18 protein-coding genes and 1 pseudogene are annotated in these 16464 nt (G+C 70.9%); 14 read left to right on the forward strand and 5 right to left on the reverse strand.

What is annotated here, in order from left to right:
- Positions 1-107: 107 nt before the first annotated feature.
- The gene (locus ABD714_RS05300; protein WP_344811216.1) at positions 108-311 is read right to left on the reverse strand and encodes a cold-shock protein; all 204 of its coding nucleotides are present in this window, start codon (positions 309-311) and stop codon (positions 108-110) included.
- Between the two features lie 260 nt (positions 312-571).
- On the opposite strand from ABD714_RS05300, the gene ABD714_RS05305 reads away from it, so the two are divergent.
- From ABD714_RS05305 to ABD714_RS05330, 6 genes are all read left to right on the forward strand, one after another.
- Positions 572-1117 (forward strand): DUF427 domain-containing protein, encoded by a 546-nt coding sequence (locus ABD714_RS05305; RefSeq protein WP_344811217.1) that lies wholly within the window; start codon positions 572-574, stop codon positions 1115-1117.
- Positions 1118-1119: 2 nt separating this feature from the next.
- Positions 1120-1416: an MGMT family protein gene (locus ABD714_RS05310; protein WP_344811218.1), complete on the forward strand. Its 297-nt coding sequence runs from the start codon at positions 1120-1122 to the stop codon at positions 1414-1416.
- Between the two features lie 5 nt (positions 1417-1421).
- The gene (locus ABD714_RS05315; protein ID WP_344811219.1) at positions 1422-2159 is read left to right on the forward strand and encodes a pirin family protein; all 738 of its coding nucleotides are present in this window, start codon (positions 1422-1424) and stop codon (positions 2157-2159) included.
- Entirely contained in the window at positions 2156-3361 is a 1206-nt protein-coding gene (gene serB, locus ABD714_RS05320) for a phosphoserine phosphatase SerB (RefSeq protein ID WP_344811220.1), read from the forward strand. Before ABD714_RS05315 ends, serB begins: the two co-directional genes overlap by 4 nt.
- Positions 3362-3607: 246 nt before the next feature.
- A complete protein-coding gene (locus ABD714_RS05325) occupies positions 3608-5539 on the forward strand; it encodes an outer membrane protein assembly factor BamB family protein (RefSeq protein WP_344811221.1) in 1932 nt (643 codons plus the stop codon).
- A complete protein-coding gene (locus ABD714_RS05330; RefSeq protein WP_344811222.1) occupies positions 5536-7248 on the forward strand; it encodes a hypothetical protein in 1713 nt (570 codons plus the stop codon). Before ABD714_RS05325 ends, ABD714_RS05330 begins: the two co-directional genes overlap by 4 nt.
- A gap of 13 nt (positions 7249-7261) precedes the next feature.
- On the opposite strand, the gene ABD714_RS05335 is transcribed toward ABD714_RS05330, so the two are convergent.
- The 3 genes from ABD714_RS05335 to ABD714_RS05345 are packed head-to-tail and all read right to left on the reverse strand — an operon-like array spanning position 7262 to position 9785.
- Entirely contained in the window at positions 7262-7906 is a 645-nt protein-coding gene (locus tag ABD714_RS05335) for a methyltransferase domain-containing protein (protein ID WP_344811223.1), read from the reverse strand.
- A 32-nt stretch (positions 7907-7938) separates the two neighbouring features.
- The gene (locus ABD714_RS05340) at positions 7939-8598 is read right to left on the reverse strand and encodes a response regulator (protein WP_344811224.1); all 660 of its coding nucleotides are present in this window, start codon (positions 8596-8598) and stop codon (positions 7939-7941) included.
- Positions 8595-9785: a sensor histidine kinase gene (locus ABD714_RS05345; RefSeq protein ID WP_344811225.1), complete on the reverse strand. Its 1191-nt coding sequence runs from the start codon at positions 9783-9785 to the stop codon at positions 8595-8597. The genes ABD714_RS05340 and ABD714_RS05345 overlap by 4 nt, the downstream gene beginning before the upstream one ends.
- A gap of 161 nt (positions 9786-9946) precedes the next feature.
- Between ABD714_RS05345 and ABD714_RS05350 the strand changes: the two genes are divergently transcribed.
- The 8 genes and pseudogenes from ABD714_RS05350 to ABD714_RS05385 all read left to right on the forward strand — a co-directional run bounded on the left by ABD714_RS05350 (position 9947) and on the right by ABD714_RS05385 (position 14724).
- Positions 9947-10471, forward strand: coding sequence for a DUF6326 family protein (locus ABD714_RS05350; protein ID WP_344811226.1), 525 nt, complete (start codon positions 9947-9949; stop codon positions 10469-10471).
- A 47-nt stretch (positions 10472-10518) separates the two neighbouring features.
- Positions 10519-11649, forward strand: coding sequence for an AAA family ATPase (locus tag ABD714_RS05355; protein ID WP_344811227.1), 1131 nt, complete (start codon positions 10519-10521; stop codon positions 11647-11649).
- 87 nt (positions 11650-11736) lie between these two features.
- Positions 11737-12246, forward strand: coding sequence for a hypothetical protein (locus ABD714_RS05360; protein WP_344811228.1), 510 nt, complete (start codon positions 11737-11739; stop codon positions 12244-12246).
- An 83-nt stretch (positions 12247-12329) separates the two neighbouring features.
- Complete coding sequence (locus ABD714_RS05365; protein ID WP_344811229.1) at positions 12330-13088, forward strand: GolD/DthD family dehydrogenase; 759 nt, start codon at positions 12330-12332, stop codon at positions 13086-13088.
- A 77-nt stretch (positions 13089-13165) separates the two neighbouring features.
- A pseudogene (locus tag ABD714_RS05370) lies at positions 13166-13435 on the forward strand (NADP-dependent oxidoreductase); the annotation flags it as partial.
- 113 nt (positions 13436-13548) lie between these two features.
- Positions 13549-13971, forward strand: a complete 423-nt coding sequence (locus ABD714_RS05375) for a zinc-binding dehydrogenase (RefSeq protein WP_344811287.1) — start codon at positions 13549-13551, stop codon at positions 13969-13971.
- Positions 13953-14189 carry a zinc-binding dehydrogenase gene (locus ABD714_RS05380; protein WP_344811288.1) on the forward strand — a complete coding sequence of 79 codons (237 nt, stop codon included), beginning with the start codon at positions 13953-13955 and terminating at the stop codon, positions 14187-14189. The genes ABD714_RS05375 and ABD714_RS05380 overlap by 19 nt, the downstream gene beginning before the upstream one ends.
- Before the next feature lie 46 nt (positions 14190-14235).
- Positions 14236-14724 carry a methyltransferase family protein gene (locus ABD714_RS05385; protein ID WP_344811230.1) on the forward strand — a complete coding sequence of 163 codons (489 nt, stop codon included), beginning with the start codon at positions 14236-14238 and terminating at the stop codon, positions 14722-14724.
- A gap of 376 nt (positions 14725-15100) precedes the next feature.
- On the opposite strand, the gene ABD714_RS05390 is transcribed toward ABD714_RS05385, so the two are convergent.
- Positions 15101-16357, reverse strand: coding sequence for an MFS transporter (locus ABD714_RS05390; RefSeq protein ID WP_344811231.1), 1257 nt, complete (start codon positions 16355-16357; stop codon positions 15101-15103).
- Positions 16358-16464: the final 107 nt, after the last annotated feature.

Genomic DNA, 16464 nt, shown 5'->3' on the forward strand with positions numbered 1-16464 from the left:
CACGCCGGCGGTCGATCCTGGCCGCTCGCGCTCGAGTTCGCACTCGGGTTCGGGCACACAAAACCCCCGTACGGATCCCGTACGGGGGTTCTGTGGTCTTTCCTGGATCAGATGGCGTGCACCTGGTCGGCCTGCGGACCCTTCGGCCCCTGGGTGGTCTCGAACTCCACTCGCTGCCCCTCGTCGAGGGACCGGAAGCCCGTCGACTCGATCGCGCTGTAGTGGACGAACACATCCGGACCGCCGCCGTCCACGGCGATGAAGCCGTAGCCCTTCTCGGCATTGAACCACTTGACGGTTCCCTGCGCCATGAAACTCTCCTAGGCATCGTGCGCGGAGCCGCACCTCACGGCCCCGAGATGCTGTCGGACGCTCACATCGGTCGAACGCCCACGCAAGGGTCTGGGGGCGTAGCACTGACCACGGCACAGACTTGCAACAGCAGAACCACCCAATCACACCGACTCGGGGCGACGGAACATCCCGAGTTATTCCCGTGGAGGGATCAATCCGGCCGGGGAATCGGCGTCCCACCGCCGCCGGGTGCGGACCCGGTGCCTACGCTGGCGGCATGACCAACCCGACACAGTCGGCCCCGAACGACCCGACGCAGTCGGCCACGGACAGCCCGCCGGAGTCGGCCGGGAGAGCCGCGACCGAATCGGTCTGGGACTACCCCAGACCGCCCGCGCTGCGGGCCTGCCCGGCAGAGATCGAGGTCCGCTTCGCCGGCACCGTGATCTGCCGGACGTCCTCGAGCTGGCAGGTGCTGGAGACCTCCCACCCGCCCACCTACTACCTGCCGCGAGCGTCCTTCGTCGACGGCGTGCTGCGGGAGGCCGCCGGCACCTCCTTCTGCGAGTGGAAGGGATCGGCGCGCTACCTCGATGTCGCGGTCGGCGACCGGGCGGCCGAGCGCGTCGCCTGGTACTACCCGCAGCCCACCGCCGGCTTCGCGGTGCTCGTCGACCACCTCGCCCTCTACGCCGGCCCGATGGACGAGGTGCTGGTGGACGGTGAGCGGGTGGTGCCCCAGCCCGGCGGCTTCTACGGCGGCTGGATCACCAGCGCGGTGACCGGACCGTTCAAGGGTGTCCCCGGCAGCCACGGCTGGTAGTGGTGGACGACGACTACGTCGAGGCCGTGCTGAGTGCGGTCGAGCAGATCCCGTCCGGCCAGGTGGCCAGCTACGGCGACCTGGCCGAGCTCGTTGGTCGAGGGGGTCCCCGGCTGGTCGGTCGCGTGATGTCCACCCAGGGAGCCGGGGTCCCGTGGTGGCGTGTCGTTCGCGCCGACGGTCGTCCGGCTCGGGGTCTGGAGGCGACGGCCCTGCAGCGTCTCCGTGACGAAGGCGTCGAGCTGCGCGGTGACCGGGTGGACATGCGCCGATCCCGCTGGTCGGCCTCACTATCTTGAGGGCTGTGCCCGCCGCCGATCCTGTCCTCCTCGTCCAGCGCGCGGGTGAGCGCTTCGTCTCCGAGGCCCCCGGCATCAGCACCCGCCACGCGTTCTCCTTCGGCCGCCACTACGACCCCGACAACATCGGGTTCGGCACCTTGCTCGCGCACAACGACGAGCGGTTGACCAGCGGCAGCGGCTTCGACGACCACCCGCACGCCGACACCGAGATCGTCACCTGGGTGCTGGCCGGTTCGTTGCTGCACGCCGACTCCACCGGACACACCGGCATCGTGGCGCCCGGGGCCGTCCAGCGGCTGAGCGCCGGTTCGGGGGTGGTGCACGCCGAGCGCAACGACGCCTACCGGATCGAACCCGACCGTCCGCGGCTGCCGGTCCGGTTCGTGCAGAGCTGGGTACGCCCCGACGTGGCCGGGGTCGTCCCCGCGTACGCGCAACGGGAGGTGGACCGGGCGTCGTTGGCGGGGGACTGGGTCCCGGTGGCCTCGGGCTCCCGGCCGGACGCCGCCATCACCCTCGGGTCGGCTACCAGCACGCTGTGGGTGACCACGCTGGCCGCCGGCGCGCGACGCACGCTGCCGGAGGACGCGTACGTGCACCTGTTCGTGGCGGTGGGCGAGATCGAGGTCGAGCAGGTCGGGGTGCTGTCTGAGGGCGACGCGCTCCGCGTGGTCGGCCCGGCAGGGCTGCGGGTCGCGGGGCGGACGCCGAGTGAGCTGATGGTGTGGGGGATGAGATGAGTGAGGAGACGGTGACCGCGGCGGGCCGCGACGACGACAGCCTGCCGCTGTTGATCCGGGTGTCCGGACGCGACCGCCCGCGGCTGACCCGGGACCTGCTGGGCCTGGTGGCCGGGGCCGGGGCGCAGCTGGAGGACATGGAGCAGCTGGTGGTCCGCGAGCGGCTCACCCTGGACGTCCTCGTCCGGCTGGACGGCGCCTCCGACGCGTTGCTGCGAGACATCCTGTTCTGGGGCTTCCGACACGACCTGAGCATCGACTTCGAGCGGGTCGAGGCGCACTCCCAGCGCGCGTCCCGACGCCGGCACGCCGTCACCGTGCTCGGTCGCCCTCTCACCCCGACCGCGCTGGCGGCGGTGTCCGACGCCATCGCCGACACCGGCGGCAACATCGACCGGATCGTGCGGCTGGCGACCAGGCCGGTGACCGCGTACGACCTCGTGGTGATCGCCGGCGACGCCGACGCGATGCGGACCGCCCTGGTCGCGGTGGCGCAGCAGCACGGGATCGACATCGCGGTCCAGGTGAACGGCCTGGAGCGCCGGGCCAAGCGGCTGGTGGTGATGGACGTCGACTCCACCCTGATCGCCGACGAGGTGATCGAGCTGCTGGCCGACGAGGCCGGCTGCCGGGCCGAGGTGGAAGCGGTGACGGCCGCCGCGATGGCGGGCGAGCTGGACTTCGAGACCTCGCTGCGGGAGCGGGTACGCCGGCTGGCCGGACTGGAGGTGGCGGCGATCGACCGGGCGGCGTCCCGGATCCGGCTGACTCCCGGCGCTCGGACCTTCGTCTCGACCCTGCAGCGGATGGGTTTCTCGGTCGCCGTGGTGTCCGGCGGTTTCACCGTCTTCACCGACCGGCTCAAGGCCGAGCTCGGCCTGGACCACGCGCACGCCAACACCCTCGAGATCGTCGACGGACGGTTGACCGGTGAGGTGGTCGGGCCGATCGTCGACCGGGCCCGGAAGGCCGAGCTGCTGGCCGAGATCGCTGCTGCGGAGGGGATCTCGCCCTCGCAGACGGTGGCGGTGGGGGACGGCGCCAACGACCTGGACATGCTCGCCGCTTCCGGGCTGGGCATCGCGTTCAACGCGAAGCCGGCCGTCCGGGCCCGCGCCCACACGACCGTCTCGGTGCCCCAGCTGGACGTGATCTTGTTCATGCTCGGCGTACGGGGCGCGGAGGTCGACCACGTGGACTGACGCCCCCCGGCACTCAGCGGAGACTTGACGCAAGACGTCGGCGTGGAGCCTGATCGTCGGCAGCTGCGTCTGTTTCCGTGCTCGAGCTCGGCAATCCGGCCCCGCGTCCCCCGCCCGGACCGGGGTTCGGATTGAATGTCGCCCATGTCGACGCCGGGGGGCTCCCAGGACGGGAGCGCGGTCGAGCCCGGGTCAGGGCCGGGACCCGGCCGCTGGGCACCCTTTCCCGTCCAGGACTGGTCCAGCATGCCTCCGGCCGCTCCCGAGGGAGAGGCCTCCGGCCCGTACGCCCCGGACCCCCGGGCCGGCTACTCCTACGACCGGGTCGACCCCACCTGGGGACCGCCCTCAGCGCCCTCGACTCCCGCGGCGCCCCCGGCGCTCTCTGCTTCCACGGTGCCCCCGTCGGGAACGTCGGTCACCCACGCCGGCCCGCCCTGGCTGCCGCTCGCGGTGGTCATGCTCGTGACGGTGCTGGTGGCCGGCGGTCTGTTCGCGGCCGGCCGGGTGGGGGCGAGCACCCGCAGCAGCGCGGCGAGCGCGTACGTGCCGACCGACGGACGGGCCACGTACCAGCAGCGCACCACCATCGTCGGGAACGAGAGCGTCGCCAGCACCCTCGTGCAGGAGTCGACGCTGCAGAGCGGGACCACCGTGATCGGCGGTCTGGACTGGACGCTGGGCGTCAAGGTGGTGGGTGTCGTCGGTGCCGGGCCGTTCGAGCGGATGCGCTTCTGGCGGACCACCGGGTCCGAGATCGGCAACCTCGGGAGCAGCCAGCAGCAGGTCCGCGTCTACCGGGTCGACGATGCGGTCGAGCTGCTCGGCGAGTCCGACCAGGGCGGTGCGCACGTCTACTCCCCGGCCCTGGTGGAGCTGCCGGCGCAGGTCGCCGTCGGGGCCACCTGGTCCGGTGCGGGCACGGTGGGGACCCGCCGCTACCGCAGTGAGTTCCGGGCCGCGGCCGCCGAGCCGGGGTGCCTGCAGGTGCGAGGGACGATCGCCGAGACGACCGCGACCGGCCAGCCGGGCAGCACCAGGACGGTGGTGCGGACCTGGTGCGAGCGGCGGGGAGTGGTCGCCGAGGAGGTCGTCCGCGGCGGGGTGACGGTCCGGACCGACACCATCTCGTCCCCGGCCGCGGACCCGACGCTGCGGACCGTCGCCGAGCCGTGGACCTGGAGCGACCCGGAGCGGTGGAAGCGCCGGGACTTCGACCTCATGTCGGCGGACGCGAGTCTGGGTTCGGGTCCGATGGCGGGGGCTCCCGGTGCGGTGCCACCGGTGCTGACGGCCTCCGGGCTGGTCATCAGGACCACCAGCGGCGACGACCTGGTCGCCACCACCCCGAAGACCATCGACCGCTGGACGTCGTTGTGGCGGATGCATCCCGGGGGGACGCTGCTCTCGGTCGCCGCCTTCGGTGACGTGCTGGTGACGACCACCAGCCAGCGGGCCGTGGTGGCCTACTCCGACGCCGGCGTACGACTGTGGTCGCTGCCGCTGGACGACCTGGCGTTCTGGGCGCCGGTCCGGGTGGACGACCGGCGGGTCGCTGTCGCCGACGCCGCGGGCGGTGTCCGGGTGGTGGATCTGCTCACCGGCGAGGTGATCTGGCAGCAGCGGGTGAGCGCCCAGGTGAGCGGCCCCCTGGTGGCTGGCAGCGGGACCGTGGTCGCCTTCGACGCCGGCGGTCGCACCACCGCGTACGCCGCCGACACCGGCGAGCAGAGGTGGGCCAAGGACCTGCCGAGCACCCGCGGGGTGATCCTCGGCGACACCCTGGCGGTCCGCAACGCCGCCACCTTGGAGGCGCTGGACCTGCAGACAGGCCGGCACCGCTGGCTGCTGCCGCAGACCGGCACCCTGGACGCGCTCACCACGGTCGGCGACACGCTGGTGGCCGCCACCCAGCTCGGCACGTTCGTGATCGACGAGCAGGGCACGATCCGGCGTGAGCTGCCGGCGTACGAGTCGGTCAGCGTGGTCGGCGACACGATGGTGGGCTGGGGCCGGACCGAGGCCGAGTTCCGGGCGGCCGACGGGTCGGTGCTGGCGGTCATCGACACCCCTGACCTGTCGCTGACCAGCTCGGGGACGCCTCCGCTGGCCTACCGCCAGGGTGTCATCGTCTTCGGCCGGAACTGGACCTTCACCAGCTGGAGCGACGAGCCGTGAGCCCACGCCGACCCGGTCGGGCGGTGCCCTCGGTGATCGACCAGGCTCTGCTCGCCAAGGTGCGCGAGGGCAGGCTGCGCGACGACGGCTGGCCGTACGGGCTGCGGGCCGTGGTGGTCGTCGGTGCCGTCCTGTTCGCGTCGGCCGCCCTCCTCGCGCTCTTCGCCGGGCCGATCCGCAGCTGGTCGGACCTCACCGTGCCCAACTCGTTGAGCAGCAGCGTGCCCGACTCGCTGGTCTGGGTGCTGGTCTTCCTGCTCACCTTCTGTCTCGCACTGCTCACCACGGCGGCGCTGCACGGTCCGTGGTGGCTGACGGTGCTCGGGCTGCTCTCGGTGGCGCTGCTGCTGGGGGCGTGGTCGGTGGCGACGGCCACCACGCGGGGGGTGCCGGTCGCGGTGGGCATCCCGCTGCTGGCGATGCTCGCGATCGTGGCGCTGCTGGTGACGCGGCGACGGCGGGGTCTGGCCTGGTGGGAGTTCCCGGTCGTGCTCGGGCTGATCGGCATCGTGCTGGCCCTGTGCCTGCACGCGTTCGCGGGCTCGGACCGTCTGCTCGGCTTCCGGTTCGCGCCGGTCTTCCTCGACCAGACGCTCGGGCTGCTCACCTTCCTGGTGCTGCCGGCGGCCTTCGCGGCCGGTGCTGCCGTGGCCGAGATCGCCGTCGGGCTCACCCTGGTGGCGACCCGGACCGCGCAACGCAGGTCGGCGGGACGGTGGCCGTACGTGGTGCTGGCGGCCGTCCTGGTGCTGCGGCTGGCGCAGGAAGGCCGGCGGCTGAGCGACTTCGACCCGGTGAACAGCGGCTGGATCGCCGTGCTGCCGGCGATCGGGCTGGCGGCGGTCTTCGCCGGCATCGGGTGGCTGATCTCCCGGCTGACCCCGTTGTCGAGTGTGCCGGTGGCCGGTCTGCCGGACGACCTGAGCCGGATCGCGGTGCCGGTAGGCGCCGCCGTGATCGCCATGCTGCTCCCGGTCTACGTGTTCCTGTTCGGCTTCCAGATCGCGGTCGGAGTGAATCCGGCCGCCGCGCCGGCGGGCTTCGACCCCAGTCCGCTGGTGGACCGGCTGGTCGACGGCTTCCGGGTCGTGCTCGGCCTCCTCCTGGTCGGGTTGGCGCTGTGGCAGGCGCGGCGGGGTCGGGGAGGGTCGGCGCTGGTGCTCGGCGGGGCCGGGCTGATGCTGACCGCCCTCGGCGTACGGCTGCTCACCGGCTACCGGTGGGCACTGTGGTTGGACCCGGACGCGCTGGTGTCGGTGGCGACAGTCGTCGCGGTGGTCGCGGGCGTCTGGCTGCTGCTCCGCCGTCAGCTGTCCCGCGACCGGGCGCTCGGGCTGGCCGCCGTGCTGGCCCTGGCGGTGCTGCTGTCGGTCCGCTCGCTGATCGTCGACCCGTTCGGGGTGCTGCTCGGCTACGGCGGGGTCGCCTTCGTGCTGTTCGGCGTGACCTGGGACTTTCTCACCGGCTCGAGCTGGGCCAACACCGACGGCCGGCGGGTGAGCCGGCCCGTGCGGGTGCTGCTGGCCCTGGGCTACCCGCTGCTCACCGTGACGATCGTGGCGGCCGACGCCCTGATCCGCCGCCCCCGCACCTTCTCCGACGTGAACGCCTTCGCCGAGCTCGGCGAGCTGGTGCTCGGCACTGCCCTGCTGGCCGCCGCCGTGGTGGTCGTGCTCGCCGCCGTCCGCCGAAACCGCGAGGTCACCTAGCGCCGTACGGGTCTCACCCTGCCCGTCGCGCGACGACGGCGTACAGCGGGTCACCGTGGTAGCGCCCGCCGCAGCGCCGGTCGGCCGGCGTACGCAGAGAGATCTCGGGTTCGTCGAACCCCTCGGCGAGCCGTACGTACTCCGCGGCGATCGCGCAGCGCTGCTGCTCGTCGGCGGCCAACCAGCCGCTGACGGCCTTGCTGGGGAAGAGCCGGTTCGAGAAGGTGAGTGCCACCGGTGCGCCGGGTCGTAGGACCCGCGCGGCCTCGGCCAGCACCTCGACCGGGCGGATCAGGTAGTCCACCGAGACGCAGCAGACCACCCCGTCGAACGAGGCGTCCGGGAACGGCAGCACGGGGTCGGTGTTGAGGTCCTGCACGACGTGACTGGTCGCCTGCGGGTTCGCCTCCAGCTCCGGTCCGTTCATCCCGAGGACGACGAGGTCAGCAGGCGCGGTGGGGAAGTGCGAGACCCAGGAGGCCATCAGGTCGAGCACGCGGCCGCGGAGTCCGAGCTCGGTGTAGAGGTCCCCGACGGCGGCGATGGCCCTGTCGTCGATGTGGGTGACGAGCCGTGGGCTGGCGTAGAACCAGGCGTCGTCGGAGGGGTCCTGTCGCTCGAAGAACCAGGAGGGGAACACCTCGGCGGGATCGCGCACGCCGTCATTCTCGTCGGCGGCTGATCGGCGGCTCACCCCCGTCCCCGCATCCGCCCGGTCTCGTGCGCCCACATGGCGACCTCGACCCGGTTCCGGGCGGCGAGCTTGCGCATCAGGCTGGCGAGGTGGGCCTTGACGGTGCTGGGGGTGATGAACAGCTCACCGGCGATCTCGTTGTTGGTGCGACCTCGGGCCAGCGGGACGAGGACCTCTTCCTCGCGCGCGGTGAGAGGTTCCAGCGGCTGCCGTGGCGGAGAGGTCTCGGTCTGGGCGAAGGCAGCGAGCAGCCGGACCGTCACGCTGGGCGCGATCAGGGCGTCGCCGTCGGCGGCGGCGTGGATGGCCTGGGTCAGCAGGGCGGGTCCGGCGTCCTTGAGCAGGAACCCGCGGGCGCCGGCCTTGAGCGCGCCGTGGACGTACTCGTCGAGGTCGAAGGTGGTGATGATCACGATGGGCAAGGGGTCGTCGACGTCGGGGCCGGCGAGACGTCGGGTGGCTTCGATGCCGTCCATCAGCGGCATGCGGATGTCGAAGAGGCCGACGTCTGGGCGCAGCTGCAGCGCCAGCCGGACGGCCTCGCGCCCGTCGGCGGCCGCGCCGACCACCTCGATGTCGGGTTGGGCGTCGAGCAGCATCGTCAAGCCCGTACGCACGATCGTTTGGTCGTCGGCGATCAGGACGCGGATGCTCATCGACGTGTCCCGGTACGGGGCAGGGCCGCCTCCACCCGCCAACCCCGTTCGGCGGTGGGACCGGCGTGGAAGGTGCCGCCGAGCAGGGCGGTGCGCTCCTGCATACCCACCAGGCCATAGCCCGGCACGGTGTGGCCGCCGGCGGCGGTGCCGTCGTCGTCCACGGTCAGCCGCACCCGCTCGCTGTCGCCGGTGACCGCGACGGTGACCCGGGTCGCGTGGCGGGCGTGCCGTCGCGCGTTGGTGACGGACTCCTGGGCCAGCCGGTAGACCGCCGCCTCGACAGCCGGGCCGAGGTCGTCGAGTGCGCCCGCGAGGGTCACCTCGACCCGGGGACGCGTCTGGTCCCCGGTGGACAACTGCGCGATGTCGGCCACCCGTGGTGGCGGCGCGAGCTCGGTGTCGGGTTCGGCGGTCGGACCGGTGGCCGGCGGGATGCGCAGCACCCCGACGATGGCGCGCAGCTCGGTGAGGGTCCGGGTCGCCGCGTCCTCGATCACGGTCAGGGCCTCGACGGCCCGGTCGGGGTGCGCGGCCGCGACGGCGCGACCGGCCTGGGCCTGAATGGCGATCCCCGACACGTGGTGGGCGACCGTGTCGTGCAGCTCCCGCGCGAGCTGTTCACGCTCGCGGGCCCGGACCTGCTCGATGTCGCGGACGCGGACCTTCGCGCGATAGCGGATCGCGGCGCCGAGTGCTGCGGCGAACAAGAAGAACGCATAGCCCGCGATCCTCTCCGCGAGGCTCACGGGATCGGCGACGTAGGTCTCGTAGGTGACGGTCAGCCAGAGCAGGATGATGCCCAGTCCGCTGGCGGCCTCGCGCCCGGAGCCCCACCGGAACAACGCGTAGGCGAGGATCAGCGTCGCGGAGATGCTGTTCGGCAGCGTGCCTGTCGACCCGCCGAGGATCCTGGCGACGTCGACGAGCGTCAGCGTGCCGAAGGAGACCAGTACCGCGACGAGCGGGTGCGATCGCCGCCACAGCAGGGATCCGACCACGGCGAGCACCGCGACCAGCGGCAGCGGACCTGGCGCCAGGTCCTGACGCAGCGCCCTTTCCAGCACCGACCACCCGACCAGCCCGGCTACCAGAGCCCAGTCCCGCGGCCCCCGGGCCGGGGCATCAGCGGGTCGGGGTTCTGCCCACAGCGAGCCCCACACAGACGTGAGCGCGCTGCCGGCCATCTGATCAGCGTAGGCAGCCCGGCGAGATCCGGCTATGGGCCGAAAGTACGAGAGACAGGCTGTGCTGACGGCCAGGTCAGATCAGGCTCCGGGGCCGATGTGCCCGCCGCCGGCATCGGCGACGGTGGGAGCACCTACCCGATCTACCCAGGAGCACACCGATGAGAACGTCTCGGTCCCACACCGCACGAGAGAACCGATCGTCACCCAGTCCGCTGGAGGATCTGCGGATCCCTGTCCAGGCCAAGCTCGCAGCGGCCTGGACGACCTTCATGTTCTTGTACGTCTACGTGGACATCCTCGCCTTCTACAAGCCCGGGGTCGTCGACGACATCCTGGTCGGCGTCGTCTGGGAGTTCGACATCACGCCGACCTGGGCGATCACGGCGCTGAGCCTGTTGGCGCTCCCGATCTTCATGATCGTGGCGTCGATGACGCTGCGCGCCCGGCCCAACCGGATCGCGAACCTCGTCGTGGCCTCCATCCAGGTCCCCTTCGCGGCCTTCAACGCCGCGGGTGAGGTGGGTCAGTCCTGGATGTCCTTCTATCTTGTCGGGGTCGCCCTGGAACTGGTCGTTCTCGCCGTCATCCTGCGCTCCGCCTGGACCTGGCCGCATCGCGTCGGAGCACCTCGGTCCAACTCGCTCGACAGGGAAACCGAGGCCGATGGGGTGAGAAGCTCCTAGGGAAGAGAGCGCCAGGGTCTGTCGGAGGCGGCTGCAAGGATCTCTGGGTGATCTCAACCGTGTCGGTGGCCGGCTACCGGTCGTTGCGTGACTTCCGGTTGGCCCTGCGCCGCTTGACCGTAGTGACGGGTCCGAACGGGTCGGGGAAGTCGTCGTTGTACCGCTCGTTGCGGCTGCTCGCGGACTGCGCGCAAGGCGGGGTGGTGAGTTCGTTGGCGCGGGAGGGCGGGCTGCCGTCCGTGTTGTGGGCAGGTCGGGAGAAGCACGTGACCCGGCGGAGGAGCCCCGTCACCCTGCGCGTGGGGTACGCCAGCGATGGCTTCGGGTATCTGGCCGAGCTGGGTCTGCCCGGCGGGGACGCGGCGCACTCGGCGTTCACCCTCGACCCCGAGATCAAGCGAGAACTGGTCTGGGCGGGCCCTGTGCTGCGGCCAGTGACCACGTTGCTGCAGCGCCGCGGTCCCTTGGTGCAGGTGCGGGGCGACGACGGGTTCGACGTGTTGATCAGCGATCTCGCAGGCTTCGAGTCAGCGCTGGCCGTGGCCGGCGACCCGGCCCGGACCCCGGAGGTGCTGGCCGTGCGGGACCAGGTCCGCAGCTGGCGCTTCTACGACACCTTCCGCACCGACTCCGGCGCCCCCGCTCGATCGGTGCAGATCGGGACCCGGACGCTCGCTCTGGCTGACGACGGCAGCGATCTGGCCGCTGCTTTGCAGACCATCGCGGAGATCGGCGTCGTCGCTGACCTCGACGCGTGTGTCGATGACGCGTTCCCGGGCAGTCGCCTCCGCGTCAGCTCCGAGGGCGGCCGGTTCGACCTGAGCCTCCACCAGCCCGGGTTGCTGCGGCCTCTGCGGACCGCTGAGCTGTCCGACGGGACCCTGCGCTATCTGTTGTGGGTGGCGGCCCTGCTCACCCCTCGTCCCGGCGAGTTGATCGTGTGCAACGAGCCGGAGACGAGTCTCCATCGCGACCTGCTTCCCGCTCTGGCCAGGCTCATCACCCGGGCGGCGGCGCGGACTCAGGTCCTCGTCGTCACCCACGACGCCGATCTGGCCGCCCTGCTGCAGGACCAAGCCGACAGCACCACGGTCAGTCTGCACAAGCAGGAGGGCGAGACCCGGATCCGCGGATCGGAGGCCCTCGACGGACCATCGTGGACCTGGGGCACGGACTGAGCGGACCTCGGTGGTCGCTTCCCTTGCTAGGGTCACCGCGTGCCTCGACCGCAGTCAAGGTCCTCGGCGCTTCTCGTTGGGGTCTCGTTGCTGGTTGCGGTCGGTGTGGGTGGCTGCACTCCGCCTGATGACCCGGCAGGTCCGCCTGGACCAGGCGCGCCGAGCCCGACGTTCAGTGCGGAGGGGCCGTGCGACCTCGCCTTCGGTTCGAGCTGTGGCCCGACCCCGACGCCGACGCCCGCTGGTTCTGCCTCACTCTCCAGTCGCGACGTCTCCGGTCAGTGGAAAGGCACCTACACCTGTGGTCAGGGCCTGACGGGTTTCAACCTCGACATCTCCGACGAGGGCGGCGGCGCTGTGTCGGCGGTCTTCAGCTTCGGGCCCGTCGAGAGCAACCCTGGGGTTCCGAACGGCAGCTACTCGATGACGGGCCGGCGCGACTCGCGGTCGCTGACCTTGACGCCGAACGCCTGGATCGAGAAGCCGCCGGGGTACGTGATGGTCGGACTGGTCGCCGACCTCCCGGGTGAGGATCCCGACGTTCTCTCCGGAATCGTGACGAACCCGGCTTGTACGACGTTTCGTGTCACCCGCTGACAGTCACGTCGCCACACCGCCCTGATTCGACGACGCTCCGGCCCGCCCTTCCCCGAGCCTTCGGCAGTGGTTGACTCCGTGCCATGGACCTCGACTTCTCGCTGCAGGACAAGGTGGCCGTGGTGACCGGCGGCGCCTCGGGCATCGGTCTGGCGATCGTGGACGCGTTCGTCGCCAAGGGTGCGACGACCGTGACCGCCGACCGGGCCGTTCCTGTGGCGGGTGGCGACCACCCCTCAGGGACCGACTCGCAGGACGGTCGGTCGGCCCTGGCGTGCGATGTGACTGACCCGGAATCGGTGGACCGCCTGGTCAGCGAGGTCGAGCGCCGGTACGGCCGGATCGACATTCTCGTGAACTCAGCAGGACTGGCGTCGCTGGATCCGGCAGATCAGCTGGCCCTCGAGCAATGGGACCTGACGCTGGCCGTCAACCTGACCGGGGCGTTCGTGGTGGCGCAACGGGTCGGTCGGCTGATGCTGGCGCAGGGTCGCGGCACCATCATCAGCCTGGCGTCGCAGGCGGCGTCGGTGGCGCTACCCGGGCACGTGGCCTACTGCGCCTCGAAGGCCGGACTCGTCGGGATGACGAAGGTCCTGGCCCTCGAGTGGGCCGGCCGGGGCGTGACGGTGAACACCATCAGTCCGACGGTGGTCCTGACGCCGCTGGGTCGCGATGCGTGGGACAACCCGAAGGGTGAGGCGTTGAAGGCCCAGATCCCGACTGGCCGGTTCGCTCTGCCGGAAGAGATCGCGGCAGCCGCGGTGTATCTGGCGAGCGACGCGGCGCGGATGGTGAACGGCGCTGACCTCGTCGTGGACGGTGGGTACACGATCCACTGAGGACTCCGAGGATCGGCCGCTGTGGGTGTCTCTCGCAGGGTGGGCCGTCCGCTCCCGCTGCCGCTCGGAGGAGTTTCATGAGTCTGGTCAGTCGTCAGATCCGCTTGGCGTCACGTCCGGAGGGCGCTCCGAAGCCGGAGAACTTCGCCCACGAGGAGCACGCCGTTCGAGCGCCCGAACCCGGCGAGGTCGTGCTCAAGACGCTGTACCTGTCACTGGATCCGTACATGCGTGGCCGCATGTCCGAGGCGGAGTCCTATGCCACACCCCTGCAGTTCGGTGACGTGATGATGGGTGGCACGGTCTCCGAGGTGGTCGAGTCGGCCTCCGAGGCCTTGGATCCCGGTCAGGTGGTGCTGGGCTACGGAGGATGGCAGAGCTACAGCACCGAACCGGCGTCCTCGCTGCGGGTCCTCGATCCAGAGCAGGCGCGGTCACGACCGCGCTGGGCGTGCTGGGGATGCCCGGCTTCACCGCCTACGCCGGCCTGCTGCAGATCGCCGAGCCCACCGCCGGTGAGACGCTGGCAGTGGCGGCCGCCACCGGACCGGTCGGTGCGGCCGTCGGTCAGATCGCCAAGATCCTGGGGTGTCGGACCATCGGTATCGCCGGCGGCCCCCGCAAGGTCGAGCACCTGCAGGAGCTCGGCTTCGACGTGGCCCTCGACCATCGTGCCAGCGACCTCGACGGACTGCTCCGCGAGGCCGCGCCCGACGGCATCGACATCTACTTCGAGAACGTCGGCGGAGCCGTCTGGGACGCTGTCCTGCCGCTGCTGAACACGTACGCCCGGGTTCCGGTCTGCGGCCTGGCCGCCACCTACAACTCACTGGACCGCCTTCCGGGCCTGACCGTTCCCAGGCTCTGCTCAGGGCCGTGCTGAACCGTTCGCTCACGCTGCGGGGTTTCATCCAGAACGAGTTCGCGCCGACGATGTTCGGTGACTTCCTGCGCGACATGGGGGCCTGGGTGCGTGAGGGCCGGGTCCGGTACCGCGAGGACATCACCGAAGGTCTGGACAGCGCACCCGAAGCCTTCGCCGGGATGCTGGAGGGCAGGAACTTCGGGAAGACCCTGGTGAGGGTCGCCGATCCCTCGTAGCAGTCTTCGCCCTGGCGGCCGGGTCGGCCTGGATTACCGTAGGCCCATGCGAATCCCTCCTCCGGTCCTGGCGCTGGCTGCGGCATTCGGGCAGCGGGCGCTGACCAGGGGAGCGCCGCCACCCTCCGCCGTCCGCACCGCCGTCTCGGTCGCAGCAGCAGCGGTCTCGGGACTGATCTCCGGCGCGGCAGCCCGACAGTTCGCCCAGGCCGGGACGACACTCGACCCCTCCGACCCGACGCGGGTCTCCGTCCTGGTCACCACCGGCGCCAACTCGGTCACCCGGAACCCGATGTACGTCGGCCTCAGCGGACTTCTGCTGGCGTATGCCATCCGGCGCGGCTCGTGGACGGCCGTGCTGCCGGTGGCGGCCTTCGTGGTGGTGATCGACCGCCTCCAGATCCCTTCGGAGGAAGCCGCCTTGTCGGCACGCTTCGGGAGAGACTACGACGACTATCGCCAGCAGGTTCCCCGCTGGCTGGGCCCGATACAGGCCGGTCCGCCGGCTGAAGCCTCTCGGACTCGCATCGCTTGAATCCCCATGGGAGCAAGGCAAGCGGACCACCGTCGACGGGCACTGAGATCCGTCTGAGCAAGATCATCTGCGACCTCGCGGCTCAGGTGAGCCATGCTTCGTAGTCGTTTGTCCAAGAGCTAGAAGAAGCATGTGAGCGGCTAACACCAGCATCATGGCCGCCCACGCGCCGAAGTCGGTGTCGATGAGAAGGAGTGGTGCGGACATCACAACAAGAGCGAGCACCGCCAAGCCATGCGCCAGGACTCCTCGAGAGCTTCTCACCGAGGCAGCATGACATTCCGGTGTTCGCCATGCCGCGGATTGACAAGGTAGCTCCGTCGGGCGACCGGCTGACGGACGCTGTCCTCACGGCGGCCTCGGCGCTGTACGTCGATCAGTGATGAGGCGGGCCGGTCAGGTCGACGGTGCGGAAGGGGGAGGCAACGAGGATGAGCGCGGCGACAACGAAGATGCCAACGGCGACGAGGAGAGCCGGGCGTAGCCCCGCCTGAACAGCCAGCAGACCACCCAGGGGTGCGACGACAACGACGACCGCGCGGTTCGCTGCGCGCATGGTCGTGTTGGTCCGCGCTTGCAGTTCGTCAGGTGTCAGTGTCTGCCGGAAGCTCATCTCGTGGCTGTTACTGAAGGTGAGGCCGAAGCCGAAGCAGAGCTGTCCGACGCCCAGCACGACGACTGATGCCCAGCCGGCGGTCCCGAGTCCTGCCACAGCCATCACGGCGACGCCGATCGTGCTGATCCCGAAGGCGGCGATGACGGCCCAGCCCGTACCGAGTCGACGACCGAGCGGAGTGCTGCAGGCTGCGCCGGCGACGGCCCCGACACCACCCACCGCGATGGCTACGCCGAACTGCAGGGGTGACAGCTTCAGCGCCGTCAGGGCCAACGGCGCCACCACCGTGCCGACGATCGCGTTGGCGGCGAACCACACGTGCGTCGCGATCGCCAACGTGGCGAGGCCCGAAGCGCTGTAGACCCATCGGCAGCCGTCGAGGATCTCTTGCCGAAGACTCGACCGACTTCGACCCGGCGCCGGAGTGGGCTCTGGCGTCCGCAGGGTCAGGACCATGGCGGCAGAGAACACGTAGCTGAGGGCGTCGGCCAGCACCGCGAACGGCGCACCGACGAGCTTGATCAAGACGCCAGCCAGGACTGGCCCGGTTGTCTGCGCGACGGCGTCGGCTCCGTCGAGGCGGGCGTGGGCGCGCTGGAGATGCTGTCGAGGCACCAACCGGGGAAGGAACGACATCGATGCTGCGTCGTTGGTCAGCGAAGCCGTGCCGTAGCCGACCACGATCAGCAGAAGCAGCGGCAGGGTCAGCAGCCCCCATGCCCAGGCTGCAGGAATCGCTGCCAGCAGGACGGCGCGGATCAGATCGGTGGCAATCATCACCGGCCGCCGCGGGCGCCGATCGACCAGGGCCCCCACGATCAGGCCCAGCACCAGGTACGGCAGCCACCGTGCCGAGTTCAGCCAACCGACGTCCTGCGCGGTGCCTTGCAGGGTGAGCACCACGATCGTCTGCAGGGCCAACAGCGTCACGTAGGTGCCGAACGACGACACCGCCTCACCGGCCCAGAACCGCTGGAACCCGTCCGGCGGGAAGGCCGGCTCCGCCGGGGAGGGCATGGCGCAGTCTCCCACGCGTCGTACACGCCAGGTGCTTGCGACGTCAGCCGCCGTGAGAAGCCACCGGATCCGTCGACCTCGCCGACCCTGGCGCAGGGGTGGGGGTT

The organism is Microlunatus aurantiacus (assembly GCF_039536605.1).
Taxonomy (GTDB): domain Bacteria; phylum Actinomycetota; class Actinomycetes; order Propionibacteriales; family Propionibacteriaceae; genus Microlunatus; species Microlunatus aurantiacus.

Bases quoted from the DNA above. Each gene is read 5' to 3' on its own strand.
- serB (WP_344811220.1), top strand. From the start codon at position 2,156: ATGAGTGAGGAGACGGTGACCGCGGCGGGCCGCGACGACGACAGCCTG.
- ABD714_RS05340 (WP_344811224.1), bottom strand. From the start codon at position 8,598: ATGAGCATCCGCGTCCTGATCGCCGACGACCAAACGATCGTGCGTACG.
- ABD714_RS05365 (WP_344811229.1), top strand. From the start codon at position 12,330: ATGGACCTCGACTTCTCGCTGCAGGACAAGGTGGCCGTGGTGACCGGC.
- ABD714_RS05325 (WP_344811221.1), top strand. From the start codon at position 3,608: ATGCCTCCGGCCGCTCCCGAGGGAGAGGCCTCCGGCCCGTACGCCCCG.
- ABD714_RS05350 (WP_344811226.1), top strand. From the start codon at position 9,947: ATGAGAACGTCTCGGTCCCACACCGCACGAGAGAACCGATCGTCACCC.
- ABD714_RS05300 (WP_344811216.1), bottom strand. From the start codon at position 311: ATGGCGCAGGGAACCGTCAAGTGGTTCAATGCCGAGAAGGGCTACGGC.
- ABD714_RS05305 (WP_344811217.1), top strand. From the start codon at position 572: ATGACCAACCCGACACAGTCGGCCCCGAACGACCCGACGCAGTCGGCC.
- ABD714_RS05345 (WP_344811225.1), bottom strand. From the start codon at position 9,785: ATGGCCGGCAGCGCGCTCACGTCTGTGTGGGGCTCGCTGTGGGCAGAA.
- ABD714_RS05375 (WP_344811287.1), top strand. From the start codon at position 13,549: ATGCCCGGCTTCACCGCCTACGCCGGCCTGCTGCAGATCGCCGAGCCC.
- ABD714_RS05390 (WP_344811231.1), bottom strand. From the start codon at position 16,357: ATGCCCTCCCCGGCGGAGCCGGCCTTCCCGCCGGACGGGTTCCAGCGG.
- ABD714_RS05385 (WP_344811230.1), top strand. From the start codon at position 14,236: ATGCGAATCCCTCCTCCGGTCCTGGCGCTGGCTGCGGCATTCGGGCAG.